Here is a 19,257-nt window from a genome sequence, read left to right on the forward strand (position 1 = left end):
CGGCCATCGCTGGCCGCGCGGGTGGGATGCAACAACGAATCATTGGTTCAGGCGTTTGTCGATCAAGCCCTGAACGACACTCGGATCGGCCAGGGTCGAGGTGTCGCCCAGGCTGTCCAGTTCATTGCAGGCGATCTTGCGCAGAATACGCCGCATGATCTTGCCCGACCGGGTTTTAGGCAAGGCCGGAGCCCACTGGATCAAGTCCGGTTTGGCGAAGCTGCCGATGTCCTTGCTGACGTGGTCGAGCAATTCCTTCTTCAGTTCGTCATTGGGGTCGGTGCCGTTCATGGGCGTGACGAAGGCGTAGATGCCCTGGCCTTTGACGTCGTGGGGATAACCGACCACGGCGGCTTCGGCGATGCTGTCATGCAGCACCAGGGCGCTTTCCACTTCGGCAGTGCCGATGCGGTGGCCGGAGACGTTGATCACGTCGTCGATGCGCCCGGTGATCCAGTAATCGCCGTCCTCATCGCGTCGCGCGCCGTCGCCGGTGAAGTAATAACCGGGGTAGGGCTTGAAGTAGGTGTCGATCATCCGTTGCGGGTCGCCGTAGACACTGCGGATCTGTGCCGGCCAACTGGACTTGATCGCCAGCACGCCGCTGCCGGCGCCTTTGATTTCCTTGCCCGTTTCATCGAGCAACACCGGTTGTACACCAAACATCGGTTGCGTGGCGCAGCCGGGTTTGATTCGTTGCGCGCTGACCAGCGGGCTGAGCATGATGCCGCCGGTTTCGGTCTGCCACCAGGTATCGACGATGGGGCAACGCTGCTCGCCGACCACATTGAAGTACCAATCCCACGCCTCCGGATTGATCGGCTCACCAACAGTGCCGAGTAATCTGAGGCTTGCGCGGGACGTTTCCTGCAACGGTTCGCGGCCTTCACGCATCAAGGCGCGCAGGGCGGTGGGCGCGGTGTAGAAGATGTTGACGTGGTGCTTGTCGATGACTTGCCAGAAACGCGAGGTGCTGGGGTAACTCGGTACGCCTTCGAAGATCAGCGTGGTTGCGCCGTTGGCCAGCGGACCGTAGACGATGTAGCTGTGGCCGGTGACCCAGCCGACATCGGCGGTGCACCAGAACACTTCGTCATCACGGTAGTCGAGCACGTATTTGAAGGTCATCGCTGCTTGCAGCAGGTAGCCGCCAGTGGTGTGCAACACGCCTTTGGGTTTGCCGGTGCTGCCGGAGGTGTAGAGGATGAACAGCGGATCTTCGGCGTCCATCGGTTCCGGCGGGCAGTCGTCGCTGACATCACGCAAGGCCTGGTGATACCAGAGATCGCGGCCTTCAACCCAGTTCACATCGCCCTGGGTGCGCTCGATGACGATGACCGTGCTGACGTTCGGGCAGCTCTGAAGGGCCTTGTCGACGTTGTGTTTGAGTGGCACGAATTTACCGCCACGCACGCCTTCATCGGCGGTGATTACCGTGCGGCAGTCAGCGTCGAGAATCCGGTCGCGCAGGGAGTCCGGCGAGAAACCCCCAAACACCACCGAATGCACCGCTCCGATGCGTGTACAGGCGAGCATGGCGTAAGCGGCTTCGGGGATCATCGGCATGTAAATGCAGACGCGATCGCCTTTCTTCACGCCGCGGCTCTTGAGCACGTTGGCCAGGCGACAGACGTTGTGATGGAGTTTTTTGTAGGTGATTTGCGCGGATTCGGCGGGATCGTCGCCTTCCCAGATGATCGCGATTTGATCGCCGCGTTGTTTCAAATGACGGTCGATGCAGTTGTAACTGACGTTCAACTGACCGCCGGCAAACCAGCTCGCTTCACCGGTTTTCAGGTTATAGCGCTGGACGCTGTCCCACGGCGTACTCCAGTCGAGAAAGCGCGTGGCTTGTTCGGCCCAGAACGTACTGGGGTGTTCGATGGATTCGCGATACAGGCGCTGGTAGTCGTCTTGACTCAAATGCGCAGCCCGGCGGACGGCATCGGCTTTGGGGAACGTGCTGATATCGAACATGACGGTTCCTTATGCTTGTTTTGCGACAAGGATAAAGATGCGCCGAGTAGCGGGTGGGTTCAAGCCTTGCACCGCCGCTGTAAGAGCCGAGCTTGCTGGCGATGCAGACGTCGCGGTGGATCAGATACACCGCGTCATCGTTCATCGCGAGCAAGCCCGGCTCCTACGGGAGTGGGGTGTTAACCGCGGTGACGACCGCGGAAGTAGTTGATCAGACCTTGGGTCGAAGCATCGTCAGCCGGGGTTTCTTCGCTGCCGACGAGGCGGTTGTAGACGCCTTTGCCCAACTCTTTACCCAGTTCCACGCCCCACTGGTCGAAGGCGTTGATGCCCCAGACCACGCTTTGCACGAAGACTTTGTGTTCGTACATGGCCACCAATGCACCGAGACGACGCGGGCTGATGCGCTCGACCACCAGGGTATTGCTCGGGCGGTTGCCCGGGATCACCTTGTGCGGTGCGAGTTTCTGCACATCGGCTTCGCTCATGCCTTTGTCGCGCAGTTCGACTTCGGCCTCGCTGAGGGTCTTGCCGAGCATCAGCGCCTGGCTTTGCGACAGGCAGTTGGCGTACAGCCACTGGTGGTGGTCGGACACCGGGTTGAAGCTGACGATCGGCACGATGAAGTCGGCCGGGATCAGTTGGGTGCCTTGGTGCAGCAACTGGTGATAGGCGTGTTGGCCGTTGCAGCCGACGCCACCCCAGATCACCGGACCGGTGTCGGTGGACACTGGCGTGCCATCCTGACGCACGCTCTTGCCGTTGGATTCCATGTCCAGCTGTTGCAAGTGCTTGGTGATGTTCCGCAAGTAGTGGTCATACGGCAGGATGGCGTGGCTTTGTGCACCCCAGAAATTGCCGTACCACACGCCGAGCAAGGCCAGCAGTACCGGCATGTTCTGCTCGAACGGCGCGGTCTGGAAATGCTGGTCCATGGTGTAGGCACCGGACAGCAGTTCCTTGAAGTTGGACATGCCGATGGCCAGGGCAATCGGCAAACCGATGGCCGACCACAGCGAGTAACGACCGCCGACCCAATCCCACATCGGGAAGATGTTTTCTTCACGAATGCCGAAGGCCACGGCCGCTGCATTGTTGCTGGAAACGGCGATGAAGTGGCGATACAGCTCGGCTTCCGAGCCGCCCTGAGCCAGGTACCAGGCGCGTGCGGCCTGGGCGTTTTTCAGGGTTTCGAGGGTGTTGAAAGATTTCGACGAGACGATGAACAGCGTGGTCTCGGCGCGCAGCTTCATGGCCAGTTCGTGGAATTCGCTGCCGTCGATGTTTGCCAAATAGTGGCAACGCACGCCTTTCTGGGCGTAGGACAGCAAGGCTTCGGACACCAGTTCCGGGCCGAGGAACGAGCCACCGATGCCGATGTTCACCACGTCAGTGATCGGCTTCTCGGTGTAACCGCGCCACAAGCCGTCGTGGATGCGGCCCACGAGGTCGGTGATCTGGTTCAGTACTTTGTGCACTTCCGGCATCACGTTGACGCCATTGACCGACAGCTTGTCGCCAACCGGGCGGCGCAGTGCGGTGTGCAGGGCCGGACGACCTTCGGACGCATTGACGATTTCGCCTTCGAACAGCGATTTGATCGCGCCCTTGAGGTCGACTTCGTTGGCCAGACCCACCAGCAGATTGCGGGTCTCGGTGGTGATCAGGTTCTTCGAGTAATCGAGAAACAGACCGCAGCTGCTAAGGGTGAATTGAGTGAAACGCTGCGGGTCGGCATTGAAGGCCTCGCGCATGCTGAAATCCTGCATGGCTTGGCGGTGATCATTCAACGCTTGCCAGGCGGGCAGAGCGGTAACGTCGTGAGGGGTGCGGTAGTACGCCATCGCTGCGGGTTTCCTTTTTACTTGAACGGCCTTTTGAACACTAAAAATCCCGGAGCGCCTGGGGTGGCGCGTCCGGTCAACTGCGTCGACACGATCTCATGGCGCAGGGCGACTACAGTAAACCCCGCGCCTTGATCTGTCTTGACTTTGTCTGACCTGTTTCCTGTACTTTTTTAACATCGAAGTCAGGAACAACCCGACAAACGGAGGGTCGGCAACGCGTCGGTGCGATCAGGCGACCTGAACCGGAATGGCATTGCTGGTGTGGCTCAATTCATTGCCCGGTGCCATGTAGAGCATGCGCGGCTTGAAGTTGAGCAGCTCGGCTTCGCTGTAATGAGCGTAAGCGCAGATGATCACGCGGTCACCGACCTTGGCCTTGTGGGCAGCGGCGCCGTTGACCGAGATCATGCGCGAGCCTTCTTCGCCACGGATGGCGTAGGTGGTGAAGCGTTCGCCGTTGTCGACGTTATAGATCTGGATTTGCTCGTATTCGCGGATGCCGGACAAGTCCAGCCATTCGCCGTCGATGGCGCAGGAACCTTCGTAATCAAGGACAGCGTGGGTAACTTCGGCGCGATGCAGCTTGGCCTTGAGCATGATGGCGTGCATGAGTGTTTCCCCAGGTCGGAATCGAACGGCGGGCAGTTTGCCCGAAGGGTTTGTGGGCGGCAATACAGCTGAAATGCAATCTTCAGAGCCACCAAAAAACCTGTGGGAGCCGAGCTTGCTCGCGATGAGGCCCGCACATTCAACATCATTGTTGAATACCAGATCGCTATCGCGAGCAAGCAAGGCTCCCACAGGGTTTGGTGGTGTTTAGACGGGGGCGTCGAGGTTCAGGTGCAGGTTGTCGATCAACCGCGTGGTGCCGAGGAACGCGGCCACCAGAATCACCAGATCGCGATCTTCGGACGTCGCCGGGCGCAAGGTCAGCGCATGGCGGATTTCCAGATAGTCGGGACGCAAACCGGCGGTTTCAAGTTGTTTGATCTGTGCGTCGATCAGCGCCGGGAAATCCCGCTCACCTTGCTTGATTGCCTCGGCAATCGAACTCAGCGTGCGATAGACCACGGGCGCCACGGCACGCTGTTCTTCGCTGAGAAAACCATTGCGCGATGACAGCGCCAGGCCATCGGCTGCACGGACAGTCGGTTCGCCAATGATCTGGATCGGCATGTTCAGGTCATGCACCAGGGATTTGATCACCGCCAGTTGTTGGAAGTCTTTCTGGCCGAAGATCGCCAAGTCTGGCTGGACCATGTTGAACAACTTGCTGACCACCGTCGCCACACCTTCAAAGTGCCCCGGCCGGCTGGCGCCGCACAGGCCTTCAGACAGCAGTGGAACGCTGACGCGAGTCTGGCCGGCCATGCCATCCGGGTACATTTCTTCAACGGCTGGCGCGAACAGCAAGTGGCAACCGGCCTGGAGCAGCTTCTCCTGGTCGGCGGCGAGGGTGCGCGGGTATTTGTCGAGGTCTTCGCCAGCGCCGAATTGCAGCGGGTTGACGAAAATGCTCGCGACCACGAAATCCACCCGCTGGGAGGCTTTGGTAATCAGTGCAATATGACCGCTGTGCAGGTTGCCCATGGTCGGCACGAAGCCGATGCGCTTGCCTTCGCTGCGGGCACGGGCCACGGCGGCCCGCAGTTCGCGTACGGTTTTTACGGTGTTCATGCAGAGAATCCGTGTTCGATGCCTGGGAAAGTCGCCGCTTTGACTTCGGTCACGTAAGCACTCAGGGCTGCTTGAATGGTGTTCTGTCCAGTCATGAAGTTCTTCACGAACTTTGGCACACGACCGGTAATCGACAAGCCCAGCATGTCGTGCAGGACCAGGACCTGGCCGTCAGTGCCGCTGCCGGCGCCGATCCCGATGACCGGAATCTTCACGGCCTGGGTGATTTCTTCGGCCAGTTCGCTGGGCACGCATTCGAGCAGCAACATGGCGGCGCCAGCCTGTTCCAGTGAGATGGCATCGGCGCGCATCTGCCTGGCCTGGTTTTCGTTACGCCCCTGGACTTTGTAACCGCCCAGGATGTTCACCGATTGCGGCGTCAGCCCCAGGTGTGCGCACACCGGGATACCGCGTTCGGCCAGCAGGCGGATCGAGTCCGACAGCCACAGTGCGCCTTCTACCTTGACCATGTGCGCGCCGGCCTGCATCAACAGGGCACTGTTGGTCATGGCTTGTTCGGTGGTGGCGTAGGCCATGAACGGCAAGTCGGCGAGGATCAACGCATCGGTGTTGCCGCGTTTGACCGCTGCGACGTGGTAAGCCATTTCGGCGGTCGTCACGGGCAGGGTACTGTCGTGACCTTGCAAAACCATGCCGAGGGAGTCGCCCACCAGCAACACTTCGACACCGGCCTCATTGCAGGCGTGGGCGAAGGTCGCGTCATAGCAGGTCAGCATGGTGATTTTTTCACCTTTTTGCTTGAGACCTTGCAGCGTGGTCAGGGTGATGGCTGGCATGAAAAGTTCCTCATTCAGGCGCTGTGGAAACTACTGCGAGTAACGCGCGTGATTCTTCGTTAAATACAGGCGCACGGTCTGTTGTCGTGCTTTTACGGCCTGGATTGCGCCCTTCAACGCCGTGTTGGCGGCAGCGGGACGCCTATAGTCGTGAGGAGAACTCGGGAAGTCAATTGCATGTGTTACCGCATTGTTACGACAGAGGTGTTACCGGGGTAACTGATGCGATTCAGCAGCAGATTTTGGCTTCAACACAAAAATCAATGTGGGAGCGGGCTTGCTCGCGAATGCGGTGTGTCAGTCAATGTTGATGCTGAATGGCACACCGCATTCGCGAGCAAGCCCGCTCCCACAGGGGATTTTTGTCAATTTTTGGAGAGGCGTTCCAGGCCGACGAACGGGCAGGCTGCGAGTAAATCCTTCAGATTGCGGCCATCGGCCAAGCGCAGATCTGCCGGAGCCAGTTCGGCCAGTGGATACAGGACAAAGGCCCGTTCCTGCAGGTGATAGTGGGGGACTTTGAGGCGGGGTTCGTCGATCAGCCGATCACCAAACAACACGATATCGAGATCCAGCGTGCGTGGGCCCCAGCGCTCAAGACGCTCGCGGCCTTGCTCGTTCTCGATGGCTTGCAGCGCATCAAGCAATTCCAGTGGCGCAAGCGTGCTGTCGAGGGCCGCCACCGCGTTGGTGTAACGCGGTTGGCCGGGCAGCAGCGAGTCGCTTTGATAAAACGCGGAAACACCGACCAGTCCGGTCTGCGGTAACTGCGCCAGCGCCTGGACGGCGCTGCGCAATTGTTCGGCGGGGGCAGACAGATTGCTGCCCATGCCGATGTAGATGCGTTCCATGGATTTACTCGCCCGAGACGCTCGGTGCGCCGGCAGCGCGTTTGCGCTTGGCGCCACCGCTGCGGCGACGTTTGCGGGGTGCGCCGGTGCCGTCGTCCTTGCCGCTGAGGTCGCGGATCATGTCGCGACGTTCGCTGTCATTGGCGTCCTGATAGTCCGTCCACCATTCGCCCAGGCCATCGGTCTGCTCGCCGGCGCTTTCGCGCAGCAGCAAGAAGTCGTAACCGGCGCGGAAGCGTGGGTTGTCCAGCAACAGGTCGGCACGCTTGCCGCTGCGGCGTGGCAGGCGCTCTTGCATGTCCCAGATCTCACGGATCGGCATGGTGAAGCGTTTTGGAATCGCAATGCGCTGACACTGTTCGGCAATCAGCTCGTGAGCCGCTTCCTGCATGGCCGGAATCGGCGGCATGCCGCGTTCTTGCAGGCGCAATACGCGAGCCGGCAGGGCAGGCCACAACAGGGCGGCAAACAGGAACGCCGGGGTCACCGGTTTGTTCTGCTTGATCCGCAGGTCCGTGTTGATCAGCGCTTCGCTGATGAGGGTGTGGGTGTACGTCGGGTTGTATTCCAGCGCTTCGGCACTGGCCGGGAACAGCGGATCGAACAGTTGCAAGTCGACCAGCATCTCGAAGGTGTCCGCGGCGTGGCCGGAGAGGAACAGCTTGAGCACTTCTTCGAACAGACGGGCCGACGGGATCTCGCGCAGCATCGGTGCCAGTTCGCGAATCGGCAGGGCACTGTGTTTTTCGATACCGAAATTCAACTTGGCGGCAAAACGCACGGCCCGCAGCATCCGCACCGGGTCTTCCTGGTAGCGCTGCTTCGGATCGCCGATCAAGCGGATCAGGTGATTGCGGATGTCGTGTACGCCGTTGGCGTAGTCGAGGATGCGCTCGCTGACCGGATCGTAGTAGAGGGCGTTGATGGTGAAGTCGCGGCGTTGCGCGTCTTCTTCCAGCGTGCCATAGACGTTGTCGCGCAAGATGCGCCCGCTTTCATTACGGGAAGACTGGTTGCTGTCTTCTTCCTCGTCGTTTTGCGGGTGATTGGCGCGGAAGGTCGCGACTTCGATGATTTCTCGACCGAAGTGGATGTGCACCAGTTTGAATCGACGGCCGATGATCCGCGCGTTGCGGAATTCGGCACGCACCTGTTCAGGTGTGGCGCTGGTGGCAACGTCAAAGTCTTTGGGCGTGATGCCGAGCAGCATGTCACGCACGCAGCCGCCGACCAGGTAAGCCTGATAACCGGCGTTCTGCAGGCGTTCGACGATATTCACCGCGTAACGGCTGAATTGCGCCTTTTGCAGCGAGTGTTGGCCGCTGTTGAGCACTTCAGGCGTACTGCGAATGTGTTGCGTATGACGCTTGGGAGAACGGAATGACTGGAACAGCTTCTTCAGCATGGGATGCACTGTTTGAAGGAATGTTCGGCCATAACAGAAGAATGACCGCATGATGGGCGGGGATTCTAGCATTTAGTCGAGGGATGGTGTAGGAAGCTGCGCAAGCAGCTGAAGGGGATATCTGGCAGACGCTATCCGTGTAGCCGCTGACGAGCAACACGAGGCTGCGTCCGGCGGCGAAGCCGTCGTCATTGCGGTGTTTCAGATGAAACGGGTCGTCTGTATTACGACTGCTGCGCAGCCGAACGCAGCCTCGCAGGCTCGACAGCTGCTACACGAGCCAACGCAGCCTCGCGTTGCTCGACAGCTGCTACAGGTCGGACGGGGGTTGGCAATTGCTGTCGCGTAAACGCCAGAAACTACAAGGGGAGCCGAAGCTCCCCAAGAAGTAGTTGCATGCTCTATTTTTATTATTGGTTTCGGGCTTTTTGTTTTTGTTAAGTGCCCTCGCCATGAAGATTTTCCTTCATGACCCTCCCAATCGGGAGCCAAGAGCAAACGGATTGCTTTGGTCGCTGTGCTGCAGTGATCTTGCGATCCAACCAGTTCAGGCACTGTCTGAGTGACAGTTTTTTATTATTCTCGGTCTGGTCGTGGGGCAAGCCCCAAATACAACGCCTCTCCAAAAGAATCAGTTAGCTGCGCCTCTCGCCGTCTTGTTTTTATTGTGCGTGAGTCGATTCGTCTTATTTTTATTGTCTTTTGCATTGCTTGTTATTGTTCTTGTACTAAACATATAGCAGGGTGCGTGCCAACTTTTGCGAACCCCAATAAAACAAGGGGTTAGGTCGGTCGGTGGGGTTTTTCAGGGGCAAAAAAAACCGGGGCTTCGTTACCGTAAGCCCCGGCTTCTGTTACGTGATAAATCTGAGGTAACAGTTTTTTCAGCGTGTCACGTGTTACCCACGTCTCAGACAGGTGACGTTCAGCTCTCGCTGGCGACCCCGGTCTTGCGCCGTGGGATGCCCAGGCGCTGACGCCGCTCCCACAGGCATTTGCGGCTGACCCCTAGTTTGCGGGCCAGCTCGGTTTCGGTCATGTGGTCCTGGTGCTCGAGAACGAAGTGCTGGAAATAGTCTTCCAGTGACAAGTCTTCGGTTGGCTCATGACTGGAATTACCGCCGTTGTTGCCCTGCTGCGGCGCCAGGCCGATGAACTCGTCCTCTTCCAGATCGCTCAGCTCGATGTCGATACCCAGCAGTTCAGCAGAGATTTCCGGGCTCTCGCACAGGATGACCGCGCGCTCGACCGCGTTTTCCAGCTCGCGAACGTTACCGGGCCAGGAATAATGACGAATCGCTTGCTCGGCATCCGGGGCGAATTTCAGGTCGGTGCGGTTGATCCGCGCGCTCTGTCGCGCCAGGAACGCATTGGCGATTTCGTTCACGTCCGCACCGCGCTCGCGCAAGGCTGGCAGCTTCAGGGCGATCACATGGAGGCGGTAATACAAGTCTTCGCGGAACTGGCCGATTTTTGCCAGGCTCTTGAGGTCGCGGTGAGTCGCCGCGATCAGGCGCACGTCAACCTTCTGCGATTGAACCGAACCCACACGGCGAATTTCGCCTTCCTGCAACACGCGCAGCAGGCGAGCCTGGGCTTCGAGTGGCAGTTCGCCGATTTCGTCGAGGAACAGGGTGCCGCCGTCCGCCGCTTCCACCAGGCCGGCACGCCCGGCGCTGGCGCCGGTGAATGCGCCTTTTTCGTGACCGAATAGCTCGGACTCGATCAGGCTTTCCGGAATGGCCGCGCAGTTCACCGAAATCATCGGCGCCTTGGCGCGGCGGGACAGGTTGTGCAGGGCGCGCGCCACCAGTTCTTTACCGGTACCGGATTCGCCCTGGATCAGGACGTTGGAATCGGTTGGGGCGACTTTGCGAATTTTGCTGTACAGGTCCTGCATCGGCGGACACGAGCCAATGATGCCGATTTCGCCGTTGCTGTTGTCGGCACCCGCTTTCGCGGCGCCATTGCCGGCTTTACCCGCAGCAGGTTCACCGTTGGCTGGCAGCGATTGTCGGTCACGCAGGATCCGGGCGACGGCCTGGAGCATTTCGTCGTGATCGAAAGGCTTGGCGATGTAATCCACCGCGCCCATCTTCATTGAGTCGACCGCCGAACGCAGGCTGGCGTAGCTGGTCATGATCAGCACCGGGGTGCCTTGGCCGAGTTTGATCAACTCGGTGCCAGGTGCGCCGGGCAGGCGCAGGTCACTGACGATCAGGTCGAACGTGGGAATGGTGAAGCGTTCTTGTGCTTCCTGCACTGAACCGGCTTCGCTGACCTGGTACTGGTTGCGTTCCAGCAGGCGGCGCAAGGCGGAGCGGATAATTGTTTCGTCTTCGACGATCAAAATGTGCGGCATTGATTCGATACTCTCGACGGTCTCAGTTCACAGCGGACGTCGCTTCGACATGACGCGGCAAGGTCACCCTGATACGGGTGCCGCGTTGGCTTTGAACATCAGCCGGGCTGTCGATGGTGATTTGTCCATAATGCTCTTCAACGATGGAATAGACCAGTGCAAGGCCCAGACCGGTGCCTTCGCCAGGATCCTTGGTGGTGAAGAAAGGTTCGAACAATCGGTCCATGATGTTCTTCGGAATACCGCTGCCTTCGTCTTCCACGATCAGGTCGACCGTGTGTTCGCCGGCTTCGCTTTTAACCCGCACGGCGCTACCCGCAGGCGAGGCGTCGCGGGCGTTTGAGAGCAGATTGATGAGTACTTGGGCGAGTCGCTGCGGATCGCCTTCGACCCAGTGATCGGGGTCGCACAGATTATAGAACTGTACTTCGAAATTGCGTCGGTTCAAGGCCAGCAGGCCGATGGCATCTTGAGCCACTTCGGCCAGACAGACGGGTTCGTCGCTGTGCTGGTGACTGCCGGCGTGGGCGAAGCTCATCAGCGATTGAACGATGCGTGAGACGCGTTTGGTCTGTTCGAGGATCTGCCCGCTGATTTCCTTCAGCTCGCCATCGTCTTCGCGCTCTTCGCGCAGGTTCTGCGCCAGGCACGCAATGCCGGTAATCGGGTTGCCGATTTCATGGGCCACACCTGCCGCGAGTCGGCCGATGCTGGCCAGGCGCTCGGAATGCACCAGCTTGTCTTCGAGCATCTGGGTTTCGGTCAAGTCTTCCACCAGCAACACCAAACCGCTGTTACCCGGCGCCAGCGGTTCATCGATCGCCGCTTTGTGCAGGTTCAGCCAGCGAGTCTGGCCATCAAGGGCCAGGTGCTGCTTGTGCAAATGCTCGTCGGGCAGGTTGATGAAGCCTTGCAGCAGTTCTTTCCACGGATCGGCAATGGTGCTCAGGCGCGAACCGACCACACGCTGCGCGGCAATACCCGTCAGTTCCTCCATGGCTTTGTTCCACATGAGGATTTCCTGATCCTTGGCCAGCGAGCAAACGCCCATCGGCAGTTCTTGCAGGGTCTGGCGGTGATAGCGGCGCAGGGCATCGAGTTCGGCGGCCAGGCCGGTCAGCCGTGAGTGGTAATCCTCAAGGCGACTTTCGATGAAGTGAATGTCCTCGGTGACGTAGTTCTCGCCACCCGCCTTATAAGGCAGGAACGTCTCGACCATGTCTTGGGCAACGCTGGGGCCCATCAAGCCGGACAGGTTGGCTTCGATACGATCACGCAAACGGCGCAAGGCGTAAGGCCGGCGCTCGTCGAACGGCAGATAGAGATCGCGCAGCGCCTGTTCGACTTCTTTCTGAGCAGCTTTGGCGCCCAAGGGTTTTGCCAGCTGCGTGGCGAATTCCTGGGGTGACGCGGCGTGCAGTTCGCGACGTTGCGGGCGACGCACATTGTCCACGGCGCAGGCTTCGGCGGCGCTGGCCTCTTCGGGGCTGGCGTTGGTAAACAGCGAGATCAGGGTGAACATCAGCACGTTGGCTGCCAACGACGCGATGGCCGCCATGTGCCAGCTGGTGTCGTCCAGCACGTAGATCATGTTCAGCAGGGGAATGTAGAAGCCCTGCAGGTTGCCCACCAGTGGCAACAGCATGGTCACCAGCCACACCAGAATCCCTGCCAGCAAACCGGCAATGAAGCCCCGGCGGTTGGCGGTCGGCCAGTACAGAACCGAGAGAACGCCTGGCAAGAACTGCAATGTGGCGACAAACGCGACGATGCCGAGATTGGCCAGATCCTGCTCCACGCCCAGCAGCAGGTAGAAACCGTAGCCGGCCATGATAATTGCGACGATCAGCGCCCGACGAGTCCACTTCAGCCAGCGGTAGATATTGCCTTCGGCCGGTGGTTGATAGAGCGGCAGCACCAGGTGGTTCAGTGCCATCCCGGACAGCGCCAGGGTGGTGACGATGATCAGGCCGCTCGCTGCCGACAAACCGCCGACATACGCCAGCAGCGCCAAGGCTTTGCTGTTGGCGGCGATGCCGATGCCAAGAGTGAAATACTCAGGATTAGTCGTGGCGCCGAGTTTCAGCCCGGCCCAGAGAATCAGCGGCACCGCCAGGCTCATCAGCAGCAGAAACAGCGGCAAACCCCAGCTGGCACTGACCAGCGAGCGCGGGTTGAGGTTTTCGGTAAACGTCATGTGATACATGTGCGGCATCACGATTGCCGAAGCAAAAAACACCAGCAGCAGCGTGCGCCACGGACCTTCTTGCAGCGGGGTGTGCAAGGCGGCGAGGGCGGTCTGGTTTTGCAGCAGCCACAGTTCAAGCTGTTGCGGGCCGTCGAACACGCCGTACAGCGCATACAGGCCGACGCCGCCAATGGCGATCAGTTTGATGACCGATTCGAAGGCAATCGCGAACACCAGGCCTTCATGTTTTTCTCGGGTGGCGATGTGGCGCGAGCCGAAGAAAATCGTAAACAGCGTAATCAGGGCGCAGAAACTCAGGGCCACGCGATGTTGAACCGGTTCGCGAGTAAGGATGCCGATGGAGTCGGCCACGGCCTGAATCTGCAACGCCAATAACGGCAGGACGCCGATCAGCATGAAAATCGTCGTCAGCGCGCCGGCCCAGGTGCTACGGAAACGGAACGCGAACAGGTCGGCCAGGGACGACAACTGATAAGTGCGAGTGATTTTCAGGATTGGGTACAGCAACACCGGCGCCAGCAGAAATGCGCCGGATACCCCCAGGTAGCTGGACAGAAAGCCGTAACCGTACTGGTAGGCCAGGCCGACCGTGCCGTAAAAAGCCCAGGCGCTGGCGTAGACGCCCAGCGACAGGGTGTACGTCAGCGGGTGGCGAATGATCGCCCGGGGGATCATGCCCCGTTCACTGACCCAGGCTACGCCGAACAGCACCGCCAGGTACGCGGCGCTGATCAGGATCATCTGGGTCAGGCTAAAGCTCATCGGCATCTTTTTGGCTCTGCAGGATGAAGGTCACAACGATCAGGATCAGCCAGAGCAAATAAGGGCGATACCAGGCGCCAGTGGCGTCGATCCACCAATCCATGATGGCCGGGGAGAACAGATAAATCCCCACTACCAGGAGCAGGACCAAGCGATAGATGTACATCCCGGCCTCTCTTTTTTATGCGTGTGCCCGAAAACGTGCGGCGATGGTAACGGATGGGCGCGCCACTGCAAGTGCGATCACTGCAGTTGCGCCTCGGGCAGGTTCAGTGTGCGCGGGATCAGCGACGCATCCCAGTGGGCAATGCCCCAGTCCAACACTTCCCGTGGGGTGGCGTAAGCCAGTTCGGTACCGGGTTTTTGCCCGAGTGCGCGTAAGGCACGCAACAACAAAGGTGTCGCCTGATTTTCGGCCAACGGCGGCGATCGGTAGGATTTGCCGAGTTTGTTGCCATCGGGCTGGGTAATCAGCGGGATGTGCAGATAACGCGGTTGGCGCAGGCCGAGCAGTTCTTGCAGATAGAGCTGGCGCGGCGTGGAGTCCAGCAGGTCGGCACCCCGCACGATATCGGTGATGCCTTGCCAGGCGTCATCCAGGACGACGGCCAGTTGATAGGCATACAGCCCGTCGCGGCGGCGAATCACAAAATCGCCCACCTCGCGACCCAGGTGCTGACGGTATTCGCCCTGGACGCGGTCGGTGAAGTGGTATTCCAGTTCGGGGACGCGCAGGCGAATCGCGGCGTCTTCGGTGCCATGGCCGGCATTGCGGCACAGGCCCGGATAAATCCCGTGATAAGGCTCCAGCTGTTTTCGCGAGCAGGTACAGGCGTAAGCCAGGCCATGGTTGAACAGGCTATTGAGCACTTCGGCGTAGGTGTCGTGCCGTTCACTCTGGCGGACCATCTCGCCGTCCCATTCAAAGCCATAGCTTTCCAGGGCATTGAGGATCGCCGCTTGAGCGCCGGGTTCTTCCCGTGGCGGGTCAAGGTCTTCCATGCGCATCAGCCAGCGGCCCCCCACCGAGCGGGCGTCGAGGTATGAAGCGAGTGCGGCGACCAGCGAACCGAAATGCAGGTGGCCGCTGGGGGTAGGGGCGAAGCGCCCGATGTAAGCGGAAGAGGTGATGGCAGTCATGAGGGCGGTTACGTTGTCTGGTCGTATTGAGCATGGCTTGAAGCCGTCATCGCGAGCAAGCTCGGCTCCTGCAGGAAGTCACGCCAGCCTTTGTAGGAGCCGAGCTTGCTCGCGATGGCGATTTTAAAGACAGCAGGTATCATCAAATACCAGAAACAAAAACGGAGCGTTCGCACGCTCCGTTTTTCGTTCAAGTCGATGTTACTTGCCGACTTGCTTTTCCTTGATTTCCGCCAGGGTCTTGCAGTCAACGCACATGTCGGCGGTAGGGCGGGCTTCCAGTCGCTTGACGCCAATTTCGACGCCGCAGGACTCGCACCAGCCATATTCTTCGTCTTCAATCAACTGAAGGGTTTTGTCGATCTTCTTGATCAACTTGCGCTCGCGGTCGCGGGCGCGCAGTTCGAGGGCGAACTCTTCTTCCTGGCTGGCACGGTCTGCCGGATCCGGGAAGTTGGCTGCCTCGTCCTTCATGTGATCAACCGTGCGGTCGACTTCCTGCATCAAATCCTGTTTCCACTTGTTCAGGACCTTGGTGAAGTGCGCGCGCATGGGCTTGCCCATGTACTCCTCGCCCTTCACTTCTTTGTAGGGTTCGAAGCCGCTGATCGTCGGGCTCGGTTGTTGCTTTGCTTGGGTGGACATGAAATAGACCGCCTCTACTCTTGTAATCCATCTGCGCAGGATTGCTCCATCACCGACACCTGCCGGCCCCGCGGCTGCAAGCGGGCGAACTTACCAGATCAAATCGGACCGCGCTACTCCCGGATGTCGAGGTAGTGGTCCGCAGGCCTTGCAAATCATTGCAAAGCCTTGTCTGGTGGTGCTGGAGACCTGATCAAATATTGATTTTAGTCAAACTTGAGGTACTCGTTTGGGTCGTTTGTGGCCGGGCTTATTAACGGTTGTGACCGCTTTAGGTTCTCGCTCGTTCCTGTGCTTGGGTAGAATTGATTTTTTTCTCTGTTGAAGGAAGGCTAATGGCTCAGTCCTACAGTGCCCGCAGTCGCGCGATCGAACCTTTTCACGTCATGGCGTTGCTGGCACGGGCCAATGAGCTGCAAGCCGCCGGTCACGACGTGATCCACCTGGAAATCGGCGAGCCGGACTTCACCACCGCCGAACCGATCATTCAGGCCGGCCAGGCCGCGTTGACGGCGGGGAAGACCCGTTACACCGCCGCACGGGGCATTCCCGAGCTGCGAGACGCCATCTCCGGTTTCTATCAGCAGCGGTATGGGTTGAACATCGACCCTCAACGAATCCTCATCACCCCCGGCGGTTCGGGTGCTTTGTTGCTGGCCAGCGCCTTGCTGGTGGACCCGGGCAAGCACTGGCTGCTGGCGGACCCCGGCTACCCGTGCAATCGCCACTTCCTGAGATTGGTGGAAGGCGCGGCGCAGCTTGTTCCAGTAGGTCCTGAGGTGCGTTATCAACTGACCCCTGATCTAGTGGCGCGTCATTGGGACCACGACAGTGTCGGCGCATTGGTAGCGTCCCCGGCCAACCCGACCGGGACGATCCTGACCCGTGACGAGCTGGCGGGGTTATCGCAGGCGATCAAGGTTCGCCATGGTCATCTGGTGGTGGACGAGATCTATCACGGCCTGACCTATGGCACCGATGCGGCCAGCGTGCTGGAAGTCGATGACAACGCCTTTGTGCTGAACAGTTTTTCCAAGTACTTCGGCATGACCGGTTGGCGGCTCGGCTGGCTGGTGGCGCCGGAAGCGGCAGTCGGCGAGCTGGAAAAACTCGCGCAAAATCTCTATATCAGCGCGCCGAGCATGGCCCAGTATGCCGCTCTGGCTTGCTTTGAACCGGCGACCATCAGCATTCTCGAAGAGCGTCGCGCTGAGTTTGGTCGTCGTCGCGATTTCCTGCTGCCGGCCCTGCGTGAATTGGGATTCGGCATTGCCGTGGAGCCTGAGGGTGCGTTCTATTTGTATGCAGATATCAGCAATTTCGGCGGAGATGCCTTCGCGTTCTGCCGGCACTTCCTCGAAACCGAGCATGTGGCATTTACCCCGGGGTTGGATTTCGGGCGATATCAGGCTGGGCACCATGTGCGTTTTGCCTACACCCAAAGCCTGCCGCGCCTGGAAGAAGCGGTCGAGCGGATCGCTCGCGGATTGAAGAGCTGGCAAGGCTGATGCGTTTTCATCCTCCCCTCGAAAAAGGGCGACTTATCCGCCGTTACAAGCGTTTTCTTGCCGATATCGAAACCGTTAGCGGCGAGTTGCTGACCATTCATTGTCCCAATACGGGCTCGATGCTCAATTGCCAGGTCGAAGGCGGGCAGGTCTGGTTCAGCCGCTCCAATGACCCGAAGCGCAAGTTGCCCGGTACCTGGGAGGTTGGCGAAACCCCGCAAGGGCGCCTGTTTTGCGTTAACACCGGGCGAGCCAATGGTTTGATCGAAGAGGCGCTGCGCGGCGGTGTCATCAGCGAGTTGAACGGTTTTACCGAACTGAAGCGCGAAGTCGCCTACGGTCAGGAAAGAAGCCGAATCGATTTCCGCCTCGATTACCCCGGCGGTCCTGCTTATATAGAAGTCAAAAGCGTCACCCTGGGTTTTGACGGCTCATCGGTAGCTGCGTTTCCCGACGCCGTTACCCAGCGCGGGGCCAAGCATTTGCGTGAATTGGCGCATCTGGCCCGGGACGGGATTCGCGCGGTTCAGTTGTATTGCGTCAACCTGACCGGCATCGACGCGGTACGTCCAGCAGAGGAAATCGATTCGGCCTACGCGGTGGCCTTGCGTGAGGCGGTCGCGTGCGGGGTCGAGGTGCTGGCCTATGGTGTGCGGTTGACCCATGAAGAGATGGTGGTCGATCGGCGTCTGGACGTGCTGCTCAACGGCTAAAGGCTGACCCAGATGCCTTGCGCGTCTTCGAGGCAGGGCACGGTGGTCAATGATTGGCCCGCGCAGGGGCCGGAAACGCACTCGCCGTCTTCAATCAGAAACAGTGCGCCGTGGGTGGCGCACTGGATCAGGCTGTTGCTGGGGTCGAGAAAGCTGTCTGGCGTCCACTCCAGGCCAACGCCGCGGTGCGGGCAGCGATTGATGTAGACGTAGACCTGGCCAGCCCGGCGTACGGCGAAGAGCTTCTGGCCGTCGATGTCGAAACCGCGACTGCTGGCGTCAGCCAATTCGGCGCCGGTGCAAAGAAACTTCATGTCTATCCTCAAGTCCTGCGTCTCGTGACCAGATATGTCCGAGCTTGACGTTCAAATGCAAACAATTATCAAATGGCCGCCTTGCCCGTCGGGCGCAGGTGCCAGTGGCCGAGAATACTTGGCCTGCCATCTCGATGCCTGGGAAAACTTTAAAGGAAGCTGTTTATGCGCCTGAGTACCCGCGTTGCTGCGCTCTGTGTCGGACTTCTCGTCAGCCACCACGGCGCAGCGGCCGAGTTGCCACAACGTTGGGTCAGTGCCGGTGGCTCATTGTCCGAGTGGGTGAGCGCGCTGGGGGGCGAATCGAAGCTGGTCGGCGTCGACACTACCAGTCAGCATCCTGAAAGCCTCAAGTCGCTGCCAAGCATTGGCTATCAGCGGCAGTTGTCGGCGGAGGGTATCTTGAGCTTACGCCCGCAGATACTGATCGGCACCGAAGAAATGGGTCCGCCGCCCGTGTTGTCGCAGATTCGTAATGCCGGGGTACAGGTCGAATTGTTCTCGGCGCAGCCGGATTTGCCGACATTGCAGGGTAACTTGCAGCACCTGGGCCAGTTGCTTGGGGCTGAAGACCAGGCTGCGCAGGCGTTCCTGCGTTATCAGGAGCAACTTGAACAACAAAAAGTCCGGGTGACCAAGGTGCAGCTGACGAAAAAATCACCGGGCGTGTTGGTGTTGCTCGGTCATGCAGGCGGCAAGCCGCTCATCGCAGGCAAGGACACCGCGGCCGATTGGATACTGCGACAGGCCGGCGGCCACAACTTGGCAACGCATACTGGTTACAAACCTTTTTCTGTCGAGTCGCTGGTCAGCCTGGACCCGGAGGTGCTGGTGTTTGCTGACCGGGCACTGACCGGTGATGCGGCGCGGGCCGCGCTGTTCAAGGAAAACCCGATGCTGTCCTCGACCCGTGCGGCGAAGGACGGTCGAGTCATGGAGCTGGATCCTACGTTGTTGGTAGGCGGGTTGGGGCCACGGCTGCCGGAAAGCCTGAAAGAACTCTCTGACGGGTTCTTCCCAGGCACCGTCGGCCAATGACTCTCCTGATTA

At 59.6% G+C, this 19,257-nt stretch carries 16 protein-coding genes; 3 read left to right on the forward strand and 13 right to left on the reverse strand.

Annotation, left to right across the window (positions count from 1 at the left end; translation table 11 throughout):
* Nucleotides 1-39 precede the first annotated feature (39 nt).
* From acs to dksA, 12 genes are all read right to left on the reverse strand, one after another.
* Nucleotides 40-1,977, reverse strand: a complete 1,938-nt coding sequence (gene acs, locus BMS17_RS16430) for an acetate--CoA ligase (RefSeq protein ID WP_077431254.1) — start codon at nt 1,975-1,977, stop codon at nt 40-42.
* A 179-nt stretch (nt 1,978-2,156) separates the two neighbouring features.
* Nucleotides 2,157-3,821 (reverse strand): glucose-6-phosphate isomerase, encoded by a 1,665-nt coding sequence (gene pgi, locus BMS17_RS16435; RefSeq protein WP_046028504.1) that lies wholly within the window; start codon nt 3,819-3,821, stop codon nt 2,157-2,159.
* 231 nt (nt 3,822-4,052) lie between these two features.
* Entirely contained in the window at nt 4,053-4,433 is a 381-nt protein-coding gene (panD, locus tag BMS17_RS16440) for an aspartate 1-decarboxylase (protein WP_003228271.1), read from the reverse strand.
* Nucleotides 4,434-4,640: 207 nt separating this feature from the next.
* Nucleotides 4,641-5,501: a pantoate--beta-alanine ligase gene (gene panC / locus BMS17_RS16445; protein WP_077431255.1), complete on the reverse strand. Its 861-nt coding sequence runs from the start codon at nt 5,499-5,501 to the stop codon at nt 4,641-4,643.
* Nucleotides 5,498-6,298: a 3-methyl-2-oxobutanoate hydroxymethyltransferase gene (panB, locus tag BMS17_RS16450; protein ID WP_046028502.1), complete on the reverse strand. Its 801-nt coding sequence runs from the start codon at nt 6,296-6,298 to the stop codon at nt 5,498-5,500. Before panB ends, panC begins: the two co-directional genes overlap by 4 nt.
* Before the next feature lie 365 nt (nt 6,299-6,663).
* Nucleotides 6,664-7,149, reverse strand: coding sequence for a 2-amino-4-hydroxy-6-hydroxymethyldihydropteridine diphosphokinase (gene folK, locus BMS17_RS16455; RefSeq protein WP_077431256.1), 486 nt, complete (start codon nt 7,147-7,149; stop codon nt 6,664-6,666).
* 4 nt (nt 7,150-7,153) lie between these two features.
* Entirely contained in the window at nt 7,154-8,554 is a 1,401-nt protein-coding gene (locus tag BMS17_RS16460) for a polynucleotide adenylyltransferase PcnB (RefSeq protein WP_046028499.1), read from the reverse strand.
* A gap of 925 nt (nt 8,555-9,479) precedes the next feature.
* Nucleotides 9,480-10,916 (reverse strand): sigma-54 dependent transcriptional regulator, encoded by a 1,437-nt coding sequence (locus tag BMS17_RS16465; protein ID WP_046028497.1) that lies wholly within the window; start codon nt 10,914-10,916, stop codon nt 9,480-9,482.
* Between the two features lie 22 nt (nt 10,917-10,938).
* Nucleotides 10,939-13,893, reverse strand: coding sequence for a sensor histidine kinase (locus BMS17_RS16470; protein ID WP_175648970.1), 2,955 nt, complete (start codon nt 13,891-13,893; stop codon nt 10,939-10,941).
* Complete coding sequence (locus BMS17_RS29915; protein ID WP_003176118.1) at nt 13,877-14,053, reverse strand: hypothetical protein; 177 nt, start codon at nt 14,051-14,053, stop codon at nt 13,877-13,879. Before BMS17_RS29915 ends, BMS17_RS16470 begins: the two co-directional genes overlap by 17 nt.
* A gap of 77 nt (nt 14,054-14,130) precedes the next feature.
* Nucleotides 14,131-15,027 carry a tRNA glutamyl-Q(34) synthetase GluQRS gene (gene gluQRS / locus BMS17_RS16475; RefSeq protein ID WP_046028494.1) on the reverse strand — a complete coding sequence of 299 codons (897 nt, stop codon included), beginning with the start codon at nt 15,025-15,027 and terminating at the stop codon, nt 14,131-14,133.
* 201 nt (nt 15,028-15,228) lie between these two features.
* Complete coding sequence (gene dksA, locus BMS17_RS16480) at nt 15,229-15,672, reverse strand: RNA polymerase-binding protein DksA (RefSeq protein WP_046028491.1); 444 nt, start codon at nt 15,670-15,672, stop codon at nt 15,229-15,231.
* A gap of 335 nt (nt 15,673-16,007) precedes the next feature.
* Between dksA and BMS17_RS16485 the strand changes: the two genes are divergently transcribed.
* Both BMS17_RS16485 and sfsA read left to right on the forward strand, forming a co-directional pair.
* Nucleotides 16,008-17,180 (forward strand): pyridoxal phosphate-dependent aminotransferase, encoded by a 1,173-nt coding sequence (locus tag BMS17_RS16485; RefSeq protein WP_046028490.1) that lies wholly within the window; start codon nt 16,008-16,010, stop codon nt 17,178-17,180.
* Nucleotides 17,180-17,893 carry a DNA/RNA nuclease SfsA gene (gene sfsA, locus BMS17_RS16490; RefSeq protein WP_046028488.1) on the forward strand — a complete coding sequence of 238 codons (714 nt, stop codon included), beginning with the start codon at nt 17,180-17,182 and terminating at the stop codon, nt 17,891-17,893. Before BMS17_RS16485 ends, sfsA begins: the two co-directional genes overlap by 1 nt.
* Here the strand turns inward: sfsA and BMS17_RS16495 are convergent.
* Nucleotides 17,890-18,207: a Rieske (2Fe-2S) protein gene (locus BMS17_RS16495; protein WP_046028476.1), complete on the reverse strand. Its 318-nt coding sequence runs from the start codon at nt 18,205-18,207 to the stop codon at nt 17,890-17,892. The two genes, sfsA and BMS17_RS16495, sit on opposite strands and share 4 nt — an antisense overlap.
* A gap of 165 nt (nt 18,208-18,372) precedes the next feature.
* Here BMS17_RS16495 and BMS17_RS16500 point away from each other — a divergent pair, with 165 nt between their 5' ends.
* Nucleotides 18,373-19,245 carry a hemin ABC transporter substrate-binding protein gene (locus BMS17_RS16500; RefSeq protein ID WP_046028473.1) on the forward strand — a complete coding sequence of 291 codons (873 nt, stop codon included), beginning with the start codon at nt 18,373-18,375 and terminating at the stop codon, nt 19,243-19,245.
* The last annotated feature ends 12 nt before the right edge of the window (nt 19,246-19,257 follow it).

This window comes from Pseudomonas sp. C9 (genome assembly GCF_002000165.1).
GTDB lineage: Bacteria > Pseudomonadota > Gammaproteobacteria > Pseudomonadales > Pseudomonadaceae > Aquipseudomonas.